Origin of the sequence: Exiguobacterium sp. s145, assembly GCF_018618835.1 — a bacterium.
GTDB classification, from domain to species: Bacteria; Bacillota; Bacilli; order Exiguobacteriales; family Exiguobacteriaceae; genus Exiguobacterium_A; species Exiguobacterium_A artemiae.
On sequence record NZ_JACSMV010000012.1, the window covers coordinates 23,683 to 40,821 of the forward strand.

Below are 17,139 nucleotides of genomic sequence, written 5' to 3' on the forward strand. Positions count from 1 at the left end.
CGCCTCCTTTGAAAATGAATTTAAATTCATTATAGAGACACTTACTTTGGAAAATCTATCCTAATTTAGAAGGGGGAAACAGAGATATTATACTAGTATTGGTCTTACCAATTAATTGTAAGCGTTTTCAATGGTGAACAAAATGTGAACGTTATTTTAATAACATATTGATTTCAAAAAATGATTCAAAAGTCCTGCTTTGGAAAATGGATTCAAACCTTAGAAAAGCGTGATGAAACAGCATAATTAAAAGACACACCCTTCATCAGGATGTATCTTTAGAGGTAAATCATTTGTTATTGTGCTCGATTTCTTGTTCAAGCTCACGTAATGACTTCGAACGTCGTGCCAAGGCACGGCGCTTGATGATTTCTTCGACGCCGCGACTGACTCCCCAGATGGCGAGTAAAATTAGGAACAGAAAAACAAGCCGGATCGGCCGTTCCAAAAATGTCGACCATTCTTTACCGATTAAGGAGAAGATGATGACGACGATCAGTCGTCCTGCTCCGGCAGCAATCAAATACGTCCGAAGCGACAGTTGAATCATGGCGGAGATGGCTGTAATGATGAACGCCGGCATGAACGGAAGGGAAAAGAAAAAACCGAGCGAAATCGGACTCATATGGCGAACCCGTTCAATCCACTGTTGAGCGGCTTTATGTTGTTCAAGCCACCTCGTGACAGGGCGACGGAATAAATAACGGATACAGGCAAAGACAACAAGTGAGCCGAGCATGCTTCCGACCCAAGAGACGAGCACACCCATCCAAAATCCATAAGTGGCGGCATTGGCGGAAATGATCAGAACAAGTGGGAGGAACGGAAAAAGTGATTCCAAAAAGGGTGCGATCAATCCGGTCGCAGCACCACCCGGAAGATCCTGGAGAAACGTAATCATCTGTTCAATCCACTGACGGACGGTTTGGAGCATTCGGAATCCTCCTTACAATATAAACTGCTAATTTCTATTTTAACTCTTTCCCCGCCAGAAAGGGAGAAAGTTTGTCCGGAGCTTCTTCTGAAACTAGTAATTGTGCATTTCAAATGAAGTTGGTATTATACTTAAATGGGTGCGTTTTGCAGGCGTTCCCAGCTAGCTTATAGCTATGACGCTTCGTTCGCCAACGTTCGTTTTACTGCAAAAAACTGACATGGGGGCCAATGAGGATTATGAAACCTTATCGCGTACTATTATTTTATAAGTATGTTCCGATCGACAATGCGGAACAATTAACAAAAGAGCACCTTGCTTATTGCAAAGAGCTCGGCATCAAAGGAAGAATCTTGATTGCTCCGGAAGGAATCAACGGTACTTTATCCGGAACAGTCGAACAAACCGATCAATACATGCAAGACCTGCTTGCCGACCCACGGTTTAATGATATCGAATTTAAAATCGATGAGGTCGACGAACATGCCTTCAAAAAAATCTTCGTTCGTTATAAAAGCGAACTGGTCACATGGCGTTTTGAAGACGAGTTCAACGTCCCGGAAGAACATGCCGCGTATCTTGAACCGGCCGAATGGAAAAACATGATGCAAAATGAAGATGTCGTCATTCTCGATGTTCGGAACAACTACGAATACGATCTCGGTCATTTTAAAAATGCCGTCAAGGTCGATGTCGATGCGTCACGTGAGTTTCCGCAATGGCTCGATGAAAATGAACACTTGTTTGAAGGAAAAAAAGTCCTGACGTACTGCACGGGTGGTGTTCGTTGTGAAAAATTCACAGCGTATTTCCGTAAACGTCAAAACAGTGATGACATCTTCCACCTTAAAGGCGGCGTCGTCATGTACGGGAAAGATGAAGCGACACGCGGAGAAGACTGGGAAGGGGAATTGTATGTGTTCGACGAACGCATACAAGTACCGGTCAACGAAGTGAATCCAACCGTCGTCTCAACATGCTATTACTGTGGGAAAGACGAAACACGTTACGTGAATTGTGCAAATCCGGAATGTAATCGTCAACACTTCTGCTGTGAAGAGTGTGAACCGAAAGTCATGCGATCTTGTTCAGACGAATGCCGGGAACACCCGCGCAACCGTTATGTGAAAGAGCAGATGGAAGAATTGGTAAAGTGACGGCGTATAAATAAAACAGGCTGACAAAATCCGGTTTCTGGATTTTGTCAGTCTGTTTTTTTTAGGATGAAAATAAGAAGCGGAGAATATCCGGCATCCGTTTTGCCCATTCGGTTTCATGATGGATGGCACCCGGAATGATTTCATAAGCCGCTTGTTGAACTTTTTTCTGCACCGCTTTCGCCAAAACCTCGTTCGTATGCAGATAGTCATTTTCTGTCATCGGTCCGCTGACTTCCTTCGTACCGACGTCCATGTAACAACGATGGTCCTCTGATAAACCCGGACTGCGCTCGATGAATTCCAGTAAAGAAGAAAAATTCGCCCAACCGGCCGTCGATAAAGCAGCCACACGTGTGAAGACTTCCGGATAAGCAAATAGGCCGTACAGTGAAATGACACCTCCCATGGAACTGCCGATCATGGTCGTATCCGTCGGAATCGTCGCATACTGCGCATCGATATACGGTTTTAATTCATGAACAATCCAGTGCATGTATTGTTTTCCGTTACCGCCGATCGTCTTGCGATGAGACGGATATGCAGTGCGCATCAAAAGGGCTTCATCTGTCCAGGGGGCATATTCATCGTAACGGTCCATCCCGTCATCCGGACTGTCGATGGCGACGATCATCGCGTGTAACTGAACGGTGTGTAAAGCATGATGGACTTCCCAGCCTTTTCCGAAAGAGGCGGTTTCACCGCTGAATACATTTTGTCCATCGTGCATATAGATGACCGGGAGTGCTTCATCGGCCGGGAGTTCAGTCGGACGATAAATTCGGATCGTTCGGGGCATTTCAAGTGTAGGAACCAATCGTTCAATTTCAGTAATCGACAAGATAGTCACGACCTTTCAAAGATTAGCGTAATGAGCAGTACAATTGCGACCGTTGTGTTTGCCTCCGACATAAAGGGCATGATCCGCTTGACGAAGCGATTCTTCAAACGATCGTTCCGACTGATATTCGACGGTATCGACGCCGAGGCTGATGGTGATGGATAAACGATGTCCGTCGACGACGAACGGTCGATCGAGTACAGCATGCCGGACCTCTTCTGCGACATCGATGGCCTGATTCTGTGGAGACTGATGAAGTAACAGGACAAATTCCTCCCCGCCGTACCGTGCTGCGAAGACATTGTGCTTTTTCTGCTGGATGGACCGGATTCTGCGACCGAGTTCACGCAGGACGAGGTCACCGACCTTATGCCCGTATGTATCGTTGACATACTTAAAGTGGTCGATATCAAATAAAACAATCGACAACGGATAACGGTCGGAAGCAAACTGTTGGGCCCCTTCCTCGTAAAAAGCACGGCTGTTGGCGAGTTCCGTCAAGGCATCCGTCCGGCTTTCGGCGTACAGTTGATACGTTTCCCGTGAACGGTGCACCACCCGGCAAAAAATGCGTAACAAACGCGAAAGCTCGTCTGCACTTGTCGCATCATAGGCATCGGCAATTTGATGGAACAGAACGATCGATACATCGACATCTTCGTTCGTAATCGACGGAATGGCAATCATCGAATGACGGTCAACGGGTAAATCGATTTGAATATCCGAGCCCCAATCGCATCGGAGACCGTGGATGATTGGGGTGTGTAACTGTTCGGCCGACAGGGAATGGAATAGAGGCAACACGTCAATGATTGTCTTCGTTCGTATGTTGTAGATCGTTTGCTTACGCTGTTGCTGAATCGATATCCATCCTTCTGAGAAATCAATCAGGTGTGGCAAATCGCATAATAAGGAATCAATCGTTTCTTGTTCAAACCGGGAAATCAGCAGGTGTTCTTTTGCGTCATCAAACCGTTTGGCTTTCTCATTCGCTTCAATCGTCTCCACGCGTTGTTGGAGCAAACGTTTGAATAAAAATAAAATCAGTGTCGAGACAGATGCGGCGATGAGCGGATTCTCATCGTAAAACCAGATTCCGAGCAGGGCACATAAGATGCTGATACCGTAGACCAGCGTCTGCAGGCGGACAAGGCGGACCAAATCATATTTTAAGTAGAGGATCCGGTTGACGAACCGGCACTGGAGATAGGAAACGAGCATCACGGTCGTTAAATATCCGAGAAGCGGAAGGAGCGCTTTCGAGTAAGTAAAACCGGTCCCAATCGGTCCACCGAGTGCTAAATAGACAAGGGATGGACAGGCGAGATAAACCAAATCAAACAGAACGTTGATTGGATACAAGTATAAAAAGCGTTGACGGCGAATTTCTTTTTTGTGAGAAAAATATTGAAAAATGATGATACCAATCTGACTGAGAAGGATGGACGGCCCTAATCCGTAGTTAAGGAAGATGAATAAGATGATTCCTTCCTGAAACGTATAATAAATGCCTCCCCGCCGGATGTTGTCGAACTGAAACAGGATGATGAGTGCGAGAAGGTAGGCGGCATTGCCGAGTGAGAGTGGGAAGTCAATGAGTGTCGGATGTGTAAGTAAAGTGAAGGTAAGCAGGCTGGCGACGAGACACAAGACGAGCCAACTGTTTCGTGCCACTTTTTGATAGTAGACCATGGTGCGTCCCCCTCCTTTAACAGTCCTTCCCTACTTATACCCGTTTTGTGGAAATTATGATAAGGGATTTACAAAAAAATAAGGTTGAGAGAATGGGGTGAATTGCGTATAATGTGAAAGATATCAGACAATCGATGACGAAGAAAGTAACGATAGGATGTAATCGACCAGCGAATCAGGGAATGGTGGAAGCCTGAACAGATTAGACCATCGTGAAACGCACTTCCGAGATGCTATCCGAATCCATGTGATCAGGCCTAGCCGGGGGAACCCCGTTATCCCCGTTAAAGTGGGTGTCGTACCGTCGACACCAAGAAGAGTGGTACCGCGGTCTTTCCGTCTCTTTGCGTGTTGCGCAAAGGGCGTTTTTTATTGGAAAAAATAATTGTTTGGAGGAAATAAAATGAGTTACAAGCAACAGTATGCCCAAGTATTACACGATGTGATCGGTGACGCCCTGTCACAAGAAGAGATTGAACAACTGATCGAACAGCCGAAGCACGAGGATCACGGAGACCTGGCTTTCCCATGTTTCCAACTCGCAAAAGCCTTCCGCAAAGCTCCAATGATGATTGCGACGGAACTGGCTGAAAAAATCGATAACCCGCTGTTTTCAAACGTCCAGGCAGCCGGACCGTATGTAAACGTCTTTCTGAACCGGGAAGTGGTTTCGCGTGAAATCATTAAACGTGTCTTAGAAGAACAACAGGCATACGGATCAAGCGAACCGAACGGAAAAACGATCGTCACGGATTTCTCATCTCCGAACATCGCAAAACCATTCTCGATGGGACATTTGCGTTCGACGGTCATCGGAAATGCATTGAACCAGATTTCACGGAAAAAAGGATATGAGGTCGTCGGCATCAACCATTTAGGAGACTGGGGAACTCAGTTCGGTAAATTGATGGTTGCCTACAATATGTGGGGGAAAGAAGAAGATGTCCGCTCTGAGCCGATCAAAGAATTGCTGAAACTGTACGTTCGTTTCCACGAAGAAGCGGAAGAAAACCCAGGCTTAGAAGACGAAGGTCGGGCTTGGTTTAAAAAACTCGAGCAGGGGGACGAACAGGCGACAGCACTTTGGACATGGTTCCGTGAAGTCTCACTCGTCGAGTTCAGCCGTGTATATGAAATGCTTGGTGTCAGCTTTGACAGCTTAAACGGAGAAGCCTTCTATAATGATAAAATGCAACACGTCATCGACTTATTGGAAGAAAAAGATTTGCTCGTCGAGTCGGAAGGCGCAATGGTCGTCGACCTTGAAGCAGAAGGCATGCCTCCTGCCTTGATCAAGAAAAAAGACGGTGCGACACTGTATGCGACACGTGATTTGGCGGCTGCCGTGTATCGTCTTGAGACTTACGGCTTCGAACAGGCGTTTTATGTTGTCGGCGGCGAACAAGCCCTTCACTTCAAACAACTGTTTGCTGTCCTGAAGAAACTCGGATTTGAAAATGTTGACGGCATGCACCATGTTCCGTTTGGTTTAATCATGAAAGACGGGAAAAAGATGTCGACACGTAAAGGACGGATTGTTCTGCTTGAAGAAGTGCTTCAAGATGCAATTAACGTTGCCAAACAAAACATCGCTGAAAAAAATCCGAACCTTGCCAATGCAGAACAGACAGCACGCGAAGTCGGTGTCGGCGCCGTCATTTTCCATGATTTAAAAAATGAACGCATGAACAACATTGAGTTTGATCTCGAGCAGATGTTGAAATTTGAAGGAGAAACCGGTCCATACGTCCAATATACGAATGCACGGGCAAATTCACTGCTTCGTAAAGGTGCTTATGACGGATCAGCGTTCAACGGAAGTGTGGATGATTATTCATGGGGTGTCGTATCTATGCTGAACCAGTTCTCGGCTGTCATCGACCGGGCGTTTACACGCCGCGAACCGTCGATCATCAGCCGTTATGTCCTTGATTTGGCTCAAAGCTTCAATAAATACTACGGACAAGTTCGTGTCCTCGAAGACGATGCGGAAAAACAATCTCGCCTCGCACTCGTAAAATCGGTTACGATTGTATTGACGGAAGGATTACGCCTGCTTGGCGTCGGCGCTCCGGAAGAAATGTAAAATAAATCAGATTAAAGATGGGGTTATCATATGAACAAAGAGACAATGGAACGGTTACAGCACGCATCTACACAAATGAACCAGGAAGACTTAGCTGCATCGATCGCTTTTATTGCTGACTTTCACGGAAAAGTCGCTGCATGGCTTCCGGGCGAATCAGTTGATTTCGTATTCGATTTCGTGACAGCACCAGGAGCTGATCAAATTGCTCCAATCAGCGGTGACGCACTCGATACGAAAACCAACTTTGAGTTCTTCATGACGAAAAAGCAGACACGCAAAAAACTCGGTGAGTTGCTGGCGTTATGGAAAGCACCCCGTACAAAAGAGACGTTGAACCAGATTGATGCGATCGGTTTGAAGAAATGGTTGGCCCGCAATGAATTTCGTTCGGAAGACAAGCCGTGGGACTATTTGAACCGTCTCCATGTCCTGTTATTCCTTGATCAGATGACGACGGTCATCGATGATCATCAGTTGACGACGTTATACGAACAATTGGTCCGGAAAACACCGGTTCCGACAAGCTTCGTCCGTCGTCAAGGTGAAGTCCGTCACGTCGTCAACCAGTTTGCCGATAAGACAGAGTTCACACAAGTGGATTTAGTTCGTGCTTCTCTTGTCCGTTATCTGTAACAGCGGATAACTCAAAATCCCCCGTTCCTTCACGAATTGTGAAGGAACGGGGGATTTTTCATGTCAGGCAGTCATTTGGCTCGATAAAACGTGATGGTTTCGGTCGTCGTATCGTACAGCAACCATTCCCGTTCGACCAGAACCGGTCCGACGTTGATGGCGTAACGGCCGCGTTTGATCGAAATCGGAATATCATGATGAACGGTTAATCGTTTGCCCTCTTTAAACAATCCGCGTACATGACTGTGACCGAAAAATAAGAGCCGGTCCGCATAAGAAGAGGTGTCGGGCGTCAAATCATAACTCCATTTCAATTGATCACCATGAATGAACAAAGCAGAATCCGTTTGTTTTGTCCGATCCGATGAGCGCAGCTGATCGAGATAATGGGATACGCCTGTCGGAATCAATGAAAACAACCGTTCTTCCTGATTTCCGAGCAACGTTTCAAAAAACAGCAACTTCAAAAAATCCGGATCAAGCGTCACGACTTGTTCGATTTCTTCAAACGTATACCGCTTGACCCGTTTTTTTCCGATATGACATTCGTGGACGTCTCCGAGCGAAAAAACAATTGCTTGCGGAGCCGTCCGTTGAATAGCTGTCAACACAGCACGTGTATCGGATAATGAACTGTGCAGATCGGTGATGAGTGCATACTGCATGTGGCATCGCTCCCTTGTACTAAGAGTATACCCCGCGTTTCATGCGGCTCATCCTGTTTTTAATTAAGCCGGGTCGACGGTCACGCCGCGTTCAGAGAAAACAACTTTTGCGACTTCGAGTGCGTTAAGGACACGCGGGAAGCCGGTATAAGGAACAAGGTGCATGATGGCTTCGACGATTTCGTTTCCTGTTAATCCGGCCGTTAATCCGGTATTAATATGAAGCGCGAGTTGTGGTTCAGTTCCTTGGGTGACAAGTGTTGCGATCGTGACGATCGCGCGGTCGCGATTGACGAGCCCGTTGCGGCTGTAAACTTCCCCGTAAGCAAAATCGGTGATCCATTCACCAACTGCCGGAGCGATATCTTTTAACGATTCGGCGATTTTTTCGTGTGTTGATTGCGCAGAATTCGTATCGGTAAATTCGTTTAATTTTTTAAGTCCTACTTCGTGTCGGTTGTTTAAGTGTGTAGCCATGATGAATAACTTCCTTTCTGTTATGAACGATACGGTTTATCTTAAAGGAAGAATACTCATGCTACAAATACATGGTTTTTATATGTGTCATTCATTTTAAGAATGATTTTCTTGAATGAAGCGAATCCATTCACGTGTCACATAAGACTGATAGCGTCCGGTCGGGACAGCGACACCGATCTGCCACGGTACACGGACATCGAGCGGAATGGTTTTCACACCTTTGATCGTCATTTGCTGTGCCAAAGACCGCGGAAGAACAGTCACGGCATTTCCTTCCGCAACGAGCAGGCACAAGAAGTCCCACTGCGAACTGACATGGGCGACGGCCGGGCGGAACCCTGCTGTCTCACAGGCCTGTAAAACGACGTCGTGAAGTGAAAAGGTTTCATTAAACAGAACGAACGGCATCTCGGCGACATTTTCCAAGGCAATGGACGGCTGATCCGCGAGAGGATGTTGCTCCGGTAAAAACAGATGCAGCTCCTCTTCAATGAAGGGATAGACCGTCAAATGTTCATCGGCCGGAAAGACAGTCGCGATTAAATCGACTTCTCCGGCAACGACAGCCTTCTCAAGCGCGTGTCCGCCGGCTTCCGTAATCTCGATTGTCACCATCGGATACCGTTCACGGAACAAACGGAGCAGACGCGGGAAAAACAATGAACCGATCAAAGGCGGAACACCAATCCGGATTGTCCCTTTCGTCAAGTGCATGACGTCATAGAGATGAGACGGCAGATCGGCAAGCTGATTCAGAATTTTTTCGCCTTCGACAAGTAAAGTTTCCCCGGCATCCGTTAAGACGATTTGCCGTTTACTCCGATCAAACAGTTCGATATCCAATTCTTCTTCTAAATGGCGGACCATCTTACTGAGGGTCGGCTGAGTGACATGCAGGTGATCCGCCGCCTTTGTAAAGCTTTTGAAGCGGGCGACTTCCGTGAAATATTCCAACTGGCGAAAATCCATCTGATTCACTCCTATTCGTTTTTGTTATATCTATCATAACAAGTATTCATTTTTATTATTCATTGCCTAAGCGTACAGTAAAAGAAACAAACGAGTAAAGAGGAGTAGATGAAGATGAAACAACTTGAAGGAAAAGTCGCATTGATTACCGGAGCAGCAAGCGGAATCGGTCTCGAAATTGCGGAAGAATTTGCACAGGAAGGTGCAAAAGTCGTCATCGTTGATTTACAGGAGAATGCAGCCAAACAGGCGGCGGAAACACTTCAAAGTAAAGGATTCGAAGCCTTTGCTGTCGCAGGGGACGTCACAAGTGAAACGGCGATTCAGTCAAGCATTGAACAAACGATGAATCACTACGGACGGATCGATATCGTCATCAACAATGCCGGCATGCAACATGTTTCACCAATCGAAGAGTTCTCGACTGAAAAATTTGATTTACTTCAAAGCATCATGTTACGGGCACCGTTCCTCTATACGAAATACGTGTTCCCGATCATGAAAAAACAAGGATTCGGTCGTATCCTGAACATGTCATCCATTAACGGTTTGATCGGATTTGCCGGTAAAGCCGCTTACAACAGTGCAAAACACGGTGTCATCGGTTTGACGAAAGTTGCCGCACTAGAAGGGGCAACGTCCGGTATTACCGTCAATGCGATTTGTCCGGGTTATGTTGATACACCGCTCGTCCAAAAACAATTGTCTTCGCTTGCCGAAACACGGAATGTGCCGCTCGACCGGGTACTTGAAGAAGTCATCTACCCGCTCGTTCCGCAACATCGCTTACTGCAAGTCAAAGAGATTGCCGACTACGCGATCTTCCTCGCAAGTGACAAAGCAGCCGGTGTCACCGGTCAAGCTGTCGTTCTTGACGGCGGATATACCGCTCAATAAGCATAAAAAATCCCTTGCTCCAACCGGAGCAAGGGATTTTTTATGCTTAACGGAAATTAATGAACTGGACGTCGACCGATAACGGCAACTCACGGACGATTTGCATAACTTGCTGTAAGTCATCGCGTGATTTTCCCGTAACACGGATTTGATCGTCTTGAATCTGAGTTTTCACCTTGAGTTTTGATTCCTTGACGGCGTTATTGATTTTTTTAGCATCATCACGATCGATTCCGCTTTTGAGAATAACGCGTTGACGGACAGTATTTCCGGCTGCCTGCTCGACTTTTTCGTATTGCAGGTTTTTCGTCGGGACTTCCCGTTTGATGAGTTTAGCTGTCAGGACATCTTTGACTTGATCGAGTTTGAAGTCGTCATCTGAGATCAGAATCAAATCTTCTTTCTCGAGTTTCATGTCGCTTTTTGATCCTTTGAAATCAAAGCGGTTCGTAATTTCCTTTAGTGCGACCTGCATCGCGTTTTTAACTTCTTCGATGTTGATTTGTGACACGATATCAAATGAATTGTCTTTTGCTGCCATAAGAATCTCCCCTTTCGTTCCACAACCATTTTAGCATATTTGCCCGGAAATGCTTTGACTTCAGGTTGAATTTTCGGCAAAGAAAAAGCAAGGAAGAGAGTCGAATCGTTCATCCGGATGAAATTTTGTTATAATGAAAACCATGAAATGAAAGGGGTGCATGGCTTTGAAACAAACAGCAGATATGTTGACGCTCACACCGGAAGAGTTGGATGAGCGCTATGCCTATAAAGGATCGGATTTAGGAGCGACGTTTGATGAGCATACGATACGTGTCCGTTTATGGGCACCGACGGCGGAACGTGTCGTAATTCGTTTGTACCGGACATTGCGGGCAAGGAAAGTTGAAGAACTTGAATTGACGGCAGATCAGCAGGGGACATTCGTCGTCGAACTGGATCGCGCTGTGTATGAAGGTTACTTTTATACGTTTCAAGCCAGCATCAACGGACAGAAAGTCGAAGCAGTCGATCCGTACGCGAAAGCAGTCGGGACCAATGGCAAACGGGGGGCATTAATCGATCCGTCGGCGATTCACCCGGAACGTTGGATTGAGGAACGTCCTTTGTTCCATTCGTCACAAGACGCTGTCATCTATGAATTGCATGTTCGGGACGCGACGAGCCATCCGGCGAGTGGGGTCATCGAGCGGGGCACATTCCGCGGATTAACGGAAGCGGGAACACGGACACCGGCAGGCGGATTGACGGGTCTTGATTATCTGACGGACCTAGGTGTGACGCATGTCCAACTTCTTCCGATTTATGATTTCGGTTCAGTCAATGAAGCGGCACCAAATGATCCGGATAACTACAACTGGGGATATGATCCCGTCAATTACTTTGCGCCGGAAGGATCCTATTCGTCGAATCCGGATGATCCGGCAGCACGGATCCGGGAATTAAAAGCCTTGATTCAAGCCTTGCACGATCGAGGCATTCGCGTTGTAATGGACGTCGTTTTTAATCATGTCTATGATGCGGAAACGGCACCACTTGGACAATTCGTTCCGGGTTACTTTTTCCGGCAGGCAGCGGACGGAACACTTTCAAACGGAAGTTTCTGCGGGAACGACACAGCATCAGAACGCTTTATGATGCGGAAATTCATTCTTGATTGTGTGACCTATTGGGCGAAAGAGTATCATCTGGACGGATTCCGGTTCGATTTGATGGGCTTACATGACGTCGAAACGATGAATCAGGTTCGTCATGCCCTTGACCGGATTGACCCGTCGATTTTGATTATCGGGGAAGGGTGGGATCTTGACACACCACTCGCAGCCGATCAAAAAGCCAACTACTTTAATGCGCCGCAGATGCCGGGAATCGCTCATTTCAACAACGGATTACGTGACGGTGTCAAAGGTGACGTTCAGACACCGGCTGACCGGGGATTCATCAGCGGGGCTTTCGAGCGGACGAATGAAGTCAAACGGGGAATCGCCGGAAACGTCTCTTCGCAAGGCTTTGCGGATGAACCGAATCAGGTCGTTTCGTATGTTGAAGCCCATGATGATTTAACGATTTGGGACAAATTGTCCGTGTCAAAACCGGAAGATACGGATGAAATCCGTCGAAAGCGGCAAATGCTAGCGAATGCGATTATCTTAACCGGCCAAGGTATTCCGTTTTTACATGCAGGGCAGGAGTTTTTCCGGACGAAAAACGGGATTCGGGACAGTTTTAATTCCGGAGAAGTCGTGAATCAATTGGATTATGAGCGCGCGGAACAATTCCGTGCCGGCGTCGAATATGTCAAAGGATTGATTGCCCTGCGGCGCCAGTATCCGATGTTCCGTCTGGAAAATACAGCAATGATTCGGAAACATCTCCGCTTCCTCGAAGAAGGGGAAGGTATCATTGCGTATGAATTGAAGCGGACGTACGAAGGATATGTGGAGCGTCAGCGGGTATATCACAATGCGACGGACCATGATGTGACAATCGAGTTACCGAGCGGCGAGTTCGAAATTCTCGTCGAAGAAGGGGTCGTAAAAATCCACGCCCCCCGTCTACACGAAGAAAAACAACTTGTCGTGAAAGCCTTATCGACGACGGTGATTGCCGAACGAAAAGCAGACTATAAGAAATATGCAGTGGCAGGCGGTGCCGCACTGACGATTCTTGGTTTGCTCTATGCAGCGAACAAACGACGTAAAAATAATAAATGATGCATAAGACGCTTGTAAGAATCGGGGTTCGCTGATGTGGACTCCGATTTTTTTTTGATTTAGCCGTAGTGCATGACGTGACAGTCGTGTTGCGGTGTCATCAGAATGACTTAATGAATTTCTAAGTTTACTGTTTTAATTCATGACTTCCGGGAACATACTATAAGTAGTATTTAGAGTGCTGGTTTTTTTGAAAGGATGTATCGTATGTTTGGTTTCAATGATATCTGGAAATTTTTCTTCTCGTTTTTTTTACTCTTACCAATCGTCACGTTAATTCATGAGATGGGTCATTACTTTTTTGCACGTCTGTTTGGCGGTAACATGGAAATCAATATCGGATCGGGAAAATCCTTGTTACGCGTCGGTCCAATCCGCTTGAACCGCGTTTATTTTTGGGACGGGTGGTGTCAGTACGAGGCGCTTCGTCACGAAAATAAGTTTACGAACATCATGGTTTACGCCGGTGGAGCCATCTTCAATCTGGCGAGTATCCTGATCGTAAACGGTTTGATTTATGCGGGTGTCTTCGAGGCTTCGATCTTTACGTATCAATTCGCCTATTTCTCGTTCTATTTCATTTTCTTCTCGTTGTTTCCGATCGATCATCCGAACGGTTATCCGAGTGATGGAAAAGCGATTGTTAATGTATTCCGTTATGGAAAGTCTGAATATAATCCACAATCTTAATTTTATAAAGAACAATGCCCTTCTTTTATGCGGCCAGCGCACGAAAGAAGGGCATATTTGTATCATTTGTCTTCTGAAGATGTATCATCCGCAGAAGAAGAGTCGGATTGTTCCGCTTCTAATTCGACCAGTTTTTGTATTAAAATATGCCGCGGCATATGCATTAACTGTTCGAGCGGCACATTGAGACGTTTCGAAAGTTCAACAGCTGTATCAGCAGACAGTTGTAGGGGTTTCATTGTGTGTAGACCTCCTTTTTGTTTCCTTTAAGTATACAGGACATGCTCTTCGAGCGCATCGACAGTAGCTAGAAATGAAGAAGGTTGATACCGTAGGGAGTAGGAAGTGATGCGTATGTATAAACCAGCCGCTGAGCTGTTGTTCCATGAATCTGTTTCACTTTTTGACCGATTCGGTGATGATCTGGTTTTATACCGGGATCAAGGCGGATTTACAAAATGTGATTTGGATTTGAGAATACGGTGGGAGACAGCATGTGCGTATGTTCCGTTTACCTGGTTCTTTGAACCGGACGGATACCGTGTGTTCATCGTTTTTGAAGAAACTTCATTGTTTGGTTTACTCGATTTAAGAGACGGACGTCTCCAATATATGAATCGTCCCAGCCACTTTGCGGACGCTTGGTTCAGTAATCTTTATGAATGGCGAGGCGAACAAATTTTTATGTATTCGGCTGAAACCGATGTCGTACGTTATGATTTTGAAAAACAGGAAGGAACTTTTTCGGATTATGACGAAGCTCCTTTATTAGGACGTTTGATTGAACGGGGGTATGACCCGCAGTATGCGTTTGAACGTCTGCTGGCACCGGGAACGATGATTTCCTATGATGTGAATCAAGCGCGTTATGTCATTTGGGATGCGTTTACGGAACAGGAACAATTGATTCCGTTTTCCGAGTACGATGATTATTTGCTGGTCGACAGCCGGGAACATCTGTTTTCTGTAACGGATGCCAATCGATTTTATCTGTACGAAAAAGAGCAACTGAAATTTAAATTTGATGGATGCCAGTCATCTATCCTGTTAAAGACGATCTTACTGGATGAATCGGCGCAACGACTGGCCATCGTCTCGACGTCGGCAAATTTCGGAAATACGTGGCTCCAAATTTTTCAGAAGACGTAAACACATCCTTTGTCGCAGCAGGCGAAGGATGTGTTTCTTGTATACAGGGAGGAAGATGACAGATGGAACGTTTTGGTCGATACGTAGTCCGTTTTCGAAAAGGCATCAGCGTGACTTGGGTGGTATTGTTGCTGATCCTCGGTTATTTTGCAGTGCAGCTGCCGGATCAGCTGAAAGGAAACGGCTTTACGCGGGACGGGGAATTTCAACAAGTCGAACGCACGTTAGAAAAGGAATTTAAGCAGGATCCTCACCAAATTATCGTGTTGTTTGAAGGGGAAAAAGAAAGCATCCGGCAGGAAATGGAACGCCACGTCAAAGCGTTTCGGACGATTCAAGGTGTCGGACAGGTCGTCGGTCCGCAGGAAAATCCAGAAGCATTCAAAGACGGGAAAGGATATGTCTCGATCGGGATACCGGACATTGATTCCTCTTGGGTCAAGACAGTACAACAAAAACTCGATCCGCAGGACGGCAGTACGATTCGACTGACAGGGGAGCCGTTGATCGTTGACGATTTGAATACAGCGTCCAAAAATGATTTGGTCCGTGCTGAATTGATTGGCGTCCCGGCAGCCTTACTGGTCCTGTTTCTCGTTTTCGGTACACCGCTCGCGGCTATCTTGCCGCTCATCATGGGACTCGTCACATTCATCTTCGGGGCCGGAACACTGTATTTCATCGCCGGACAACAGGAATTATCCATCTTTGTCTTAAATGCCGTAGCGATGATTTCACTTGCCCTCGGAATTGATTTTTCCCTGCTGTATGTCAATCGGTTCCGGGAAGAACGGACAGCCGGACGATCGATTACGGAAGCGGCGGAAGTTTCGGTGGCGACGGCCGGACGATCCATTTTATTTTCCGGAATTTGTGTTTTTGTCGGATTGGCGGGATTACTTGTCATTGACGTCGACGTCTTTCAAGCAGTTGCGATCGGAACATTGGTCTCGGTGCTTGGTGCTGTCATCAGCGCCGTAACCTTACTTCCGGCTTTGCTGGCATTACTGGGCGGGAGTCTGGAAAAGGGCCGGATTTTCAAAGCGGATTCGGAGCAGGGAGAAGTCAGGTGGCGTAAGCTCGCCCGGTTCGTCATGAAACGTCCGGTCGCCATTACCATCTTTTCACTTCTATTGCTGTTGCCGTGTTTAATTCCGTTGCGTGATTTGGAACTGAACATTCCGCAAGCGAGTGCTTTGCCGGAAGATTATGAATCGCGCCTTGCCTTTGAAGCGTGGGAAAAAACCTTCGGGGACGACGGAACGGATGCCGTTGTCTTGCTGAAAGCTGATTTTCAAACAGAACAGGGTGTCGAAAAACTGGAAGCATTGACGACACGTCTCGAAGCAGATGCCGGAGTCAGCAGCGTCATCTCAGCGACGTCACTGGCGGAAGCGAACGGACAGAGCGTGACTCAGATTGCCGCAAGTGAACAAGGGAAACAACAGTTAGCATCGTTGATTGCGTTTGATTCAGGAATTGCCCGGGTTAACGTCAAGTTGACGGGAGATCCGGGAGACAAGAGTTCACAAAAATGGGTCCGTGAAGTACGGGACCAGGGCTATCAGGTCGGAGGACCGGCGGCCTTCAATCAGGAAATTTATGATGAAATCTACTCGAAGATGCCGCTCGCGTTAGGTCTTGTCTTACTTGCCACATTCATCATCCTGTTGTTTGCATTCCAGTCGATCTTGATTCCGATCAAAGCGATTTTGATGAATCTGCTCAGCCTCGGTGCCACATTCGGGTTGCTTGTCATTTTGTTTGAGTCCGGTTGGGTATTCCCGGCCGAGACAATTGGTATTTTAACACCGGTCTTCATCTTCTCGCTGGTGTTTGGTCTGTCGATGGATTACGAAGTGTTTCTCGTCTCACGGATGGAAGAATACTACGATGAGACCGGAGATAATGATCTCGCGACGGAAATGGGACTGGCGAAGACAAGTAAAATCATCACTTCAGCCGCCTTAATCATGATTGTCGTCACCGGGGCCTTTGCCTTTACCGGCGTCAGTCCGATCAAGCAACTTGGTGTCGGAATTGCGCTTGCGATCTTCATTGATGCGACGATCGTCCGCATGTTCCTCGTTCCGGCGCTGATGAAGCTGTTCGGACACTGGAACTGGTGGTGGCCGGGCGGGCGGCGGAAACGGAAGTACCGGATCTGATCAGCGTTCAGAACATCAGTGAAGCACATCATTAGTCATTTAAAGCAGAGCGGGCGTATAC

Annotated in this window: 16 protein-coding genes and 1 other annotated feature; of the genes, 8 read left to right on the forward strand and 8 right to left on the reverse strand. The window is 46.8% G+C overall.

The genetic code is table 11. The annotated features are described in order from the left end of the window. Nucleotides 1-289: 289 nt before the first annotated feature. The gene (locus KNQ07_RS10185; RefSeq protein ID WP_131503486.1) at nucleotides 290-934 is read right to left on the reverse strand and encodes a TVP38/TMEM64 family protein; all 645 of its coding nucleotides are present in this window, start codon (nucleotides 932-934) and stop codon (nucleotides 290-292) included. Nucleotides 935-1,173: 239 nt separating this feature from the next. On the opposite strand from KNQ07_RS10185, the gene trhO reads away from it, so the two are divergent. Next, nucleotides 1,174-2,091 carry an oxygen-dependent tRNA uridine(34) hydroxylase TrhO gene (gene trhO / locus KNQ07_RS10190; RefSeq protein ID WP_012371725.1) on the forward strand — a complete coding sequence of 306 codons (918 nt, stop codon included), beginning with the start codon at nucleotides 1,174-1,176 and terminating at the stop codon, nucleotides 2,089-2,091. A gap of 61 nt (nucleotides 2,092-2,152) precedes the next feature. Here trhO and KNQ07_RS10195 read toward each other — a convergent pair whose 3' ends face one another. Continuing rightward, entirely contained in the window at nucleotides 2,153-2,932 is a 780-nt protein-coding gene (locus KNQ07_RS10195; RefSeq protein WP_214766465.1) for an alpha/beta hydrolase, read from the reverse strand. 15 nt (nucleotides 2,933-2,947) lie between these two features. Continuing rightward, nucleotides 2,948-4,624 (reverse strand): GGDEF domain-containing protein, encoded by a 1,677-nt coding sequence (locus KNQ07_RS10200; RefSeq protein WP_214766467.1) that lies wholly within the window; start codon nucleotides 4,622-4,624, stop codon nucleotides 2,948-2,950. A gap of 125 nt (nucleotides 4,625-4,749) precedes the next feature. Further along, nucleotides 4,750-4,971: a binding site (T-box leader), on the forward strand. Nucleotides 4,972-5,027: 56 nt separating this feature from the next. On the opposite strand from KNQ07_RS10200, the gene argS reads away from it, so the two are divergent. Together argS and KNQ07_RS10210 are read left to right on the forward strand one after the other, a co-directional pair. Beyond that, nucleotides 5,028-6,710, forward strand: coding sequence for an arginine--tRNA ligase (argS, locus tag KNQ07_RS10205; RefSeq protein ID WP_214766469.1), 1,683 nt, complete (start codon nucleotides 5,028-5,030; stop codon nucleotides 6,708-6,710). A 30-nt stretch (nucleotides 6,711-6,740) separates the two neighbouring features. Beyond that, entirely contained in the window at nucleotides 6,741-7,346 is a 606-nt protein-coding gene (locus KNQ07_RS10210) for a hypothetical protein (RefSeq protein ID WP_214766471.1), read from the forward strand. A 71-nt stretch (nucleotides 7,347-7,417) separates the two neighbouring features. On the opposite strand, the gene KNQ07_RS10215 is transcribed toward KNQ07_RS10210, so the two are convergent. The 3 genes from KNQ07_RS10215 to KNQ07_RS10225 form a co-directional block, all read right to left on the reverse strand. Next, complete coding sequence (locus tag KNQ07_RS10215) at nucleotides 7,418-8,011, reverse strand: metallophosphoesterase family protein (protein WP_214766473.1); 594 nt, start codon at nucleotides 8,009-8,011, stop codon at nucleotides 7,418-7,420. Nucleotides 8,012-8,074: 63 nt separating this feature from the next. Beyond that, entirely contained in the window at nucleotides 8,075-8,488 is a 414-nt protein-coding gene (locus KNQ07_RS10220) for a carboxymuconolactone decarboxylase family protein (protein WP_214766475.1), read from the reverse strand. 96 nt (nucleotides 8,489-8,584) lie between these two features. Then, a complete protein-coding gene (locus KNQ07_RS10225) occupies nucleotides 8,585-9,460 on the reverse strand; it encodes a LysR family transcriptional regulator (RefSeq protein ID WP_012371718.1) in 876 nt (291 codons plus the stop codon). A gap of 114 nt (nucleotides 9,461-9,574) precedes the next feature. On the opposite strand from KNQ07_RS10225, the gene KNQ07_RS10230 reads away from it, so the two are divergent. Then, nucleotides 9,575-10,357 (forward strand): 3-hydroxybutyrate dehydrogenase, encoded by a 783-nt coding sequence (locus KNQ07_RS10230; protein ID WP_012371717.1) that lies wholly within the window; start codon nucleotides 9,575-9,577, stop codon nucleotides 10,355-10,357. Between the two features lie 46 nt (nucleotides 10,358-10,403). On the opposite strand, the gene KNQ07_RS10235 is transcribed toward KNQ07_RS10230, so the two are convergent. After that, entirely contained in the window at nucleotides 10,404-10,898 is a 495-nt protein-coding gene (locus KNQ07_RS10235) for a YajQ family cyclic di-GMP-binding protein (protein WP_012371716.1), read from the reverse strand. Nucleotides 10,899-11,058: 160 nt separating this feature from the next. Here KNQ07_RS10235 and pulA point away from each other — a divergent pair, with 160 nt between their 5' ends. Next, nucleotides 11,059-13,071, forward strand: a complete 2,013-nt coding sequence (gene pulA / locus KNQ07_RS10240; RefSeq protein ID WP_214766477.1) for a type I pullulanase — start codon at nucleotides 11,059-11,061, stop codon at nucleotides 13,069-13,071. Nucleotides 13,072-13,278: 207 nt separating this feature from the next. Continuing rightward, nucleotides 13,279-13,761, forward strand: a complete 483-nt coding sequence (locus KNQ07_RS10245; protein WP_012371714.1) for a hypothetical protein — start codon at nucleotides 13,279-13,281, stop codon at nucleotides 13,759-13,761. 62 nt (nucleotides 13,762-13,823) lie between these two features. On the opposite strand, the gene KNQ07_RS10250 is transcribed toward KNQ07_RS10245, so the two are convergent. Next, nucleotides 13,824-14,000, reverse strand: a complete 177-nt coding sequence (locus tag KNQ07_RS10250) for a YycC family protein (protein ID WP_012371713.1) — start codon at nucleotides 13,998-14,000, stop codon at nucleotides 13,824-13,826. 115 nt (nucleotides 14,001-14,115) lie between these two features. On the opposite strand from KNQ07_RS10250, the gene KNQ07_RS10255 reads away from it, so the two are divergent. Both KNQ07_RS10255 and KNQ07_RS10260 read left to right on the forward strand, forming a co-directional pair. Next, complete coding sequence (locus tag KNQ07_RS10255; RefSeq protein WP_148206650.1) at nucleotides 14,116-14,910, forward strand: hypothetical protein; 795 nt, start codon at nucleotides 14,116-14,118, stop codon at nucleotides 14,908-14,910. 62 nt (nucleotides 14,911-14,972) lie between these two features. After that, on the forward strand, nucleotides 14,973-17,078 hold the full coding sequence (locus tag KNQ07_RS10260; RefSeq protein ID WP_214766479.1) for an MMPL family transporter: 2,106 nt from the start codon (nucleotides 14,973-14,975) through the stop codon (nucleotides 17,076-17,078). Nucleotides 17,079-17,139 lie beyond the last annotated feature (61 nt).

Coding starts and splice junctions, on each gene's coding strand:
- argS (WP_214766469.1), top strand. CDS start 5,028: ATGAGTTACAAGCAACAGTATGCCCAAGTATTACACGATGTGATCGGT.
- KNQ07_RS10230 (WP_012371717.1), top strand. CDS start 9,575: ATGAAACAACTTGAAGGAAAAGTCGCATTGATTACCGGAGCAGCAAGC.
- KNQ07_RS10260 (WP_214766479.1), top strand. CDS start 14,973: ATGGAACGTTTTGGTCGATACGTAGTCCGTTTTCGAAAAGGCATCAGC.
- KNQ07_RS10210 (WP_214766471.1), top strand. CDS start 6,741: ATGAACAAAGAGACAATGGAACGGTTACAGCACGCATCTACACAAATG.
- KNQ07_RS10250 (WP_012371713.1), bottom strand. CDS start 14,000: ATGAAACCCCTACAACTGTCTGCTGATACAGCTGTTGAACTTTCGAAA.
- KNQ07_RS10185 (WP_131503486.1), bottom strand. CDS start 934: ATGCTCCAAACCGTCCGTCAGTGGATTGAACAGATGATTACGTTTCTC.
- trhO (WP_012371725.1), top strand. CDS start 1,174: ATGAAACCTTATCGCGTACTATTATTTTATAAGTATGTTCCGATCGAC.
- KNQ07_RS10235 (WP_012371716.1), bottom strand. CDS start 10,898: ATGGCAGCAAAAGACAATTCATTTGATATCGTGTCACAAATCAACATC.
- KNQ07_RS10225 (WP_012371718.1), bottom strand. CDS start 9,460: ATGGATTTTCGCCAGTTGGAATATTTCACGGAAGTCGCCCGCTTCAAA.
- KNQ07_RS10255 (WP_148206650.1), top strand. CDS start 14,116: ATGTATAAACCAGCCGCTGAGCTGTTGTTCCATGAATCTGTTTCACTT.
- pulA (WP_214766477.1), top strand. CDS start 11,059: ATGGCTTTGAAACAAACAGCAGATATGTTGACGCTCACACCGGAAGAG.
- KNQ07_RS10215 (WP_214766473.1), bottom strand. CDS start 8,011: ATGCAGTATGCACTCATCACCGATCTGCACAGTTCATTATCCGATACA.
- KNQ07_RS10245 (WP_012371714.1), top strand. CDS start 13,279: ATGTTTGGTTTCAATGATATCTGGAAATTTTTCTTCTCGTTTTTTTTA.
- KNQ07_RS10200 (WP_214766467.1), bottom strand. CDS start 4,624: ATGGTCTACTATCAAAAAGTGGCACGAAACAGTTGGCTCGTCTTGTGT.
- KNQ07_RS10220 (WP_214766475.1), bottom strand. CDS start 8,488: ATGGCTACACACTTAAACAACCGACACGAAGTAGGACTTAAAAAATTA.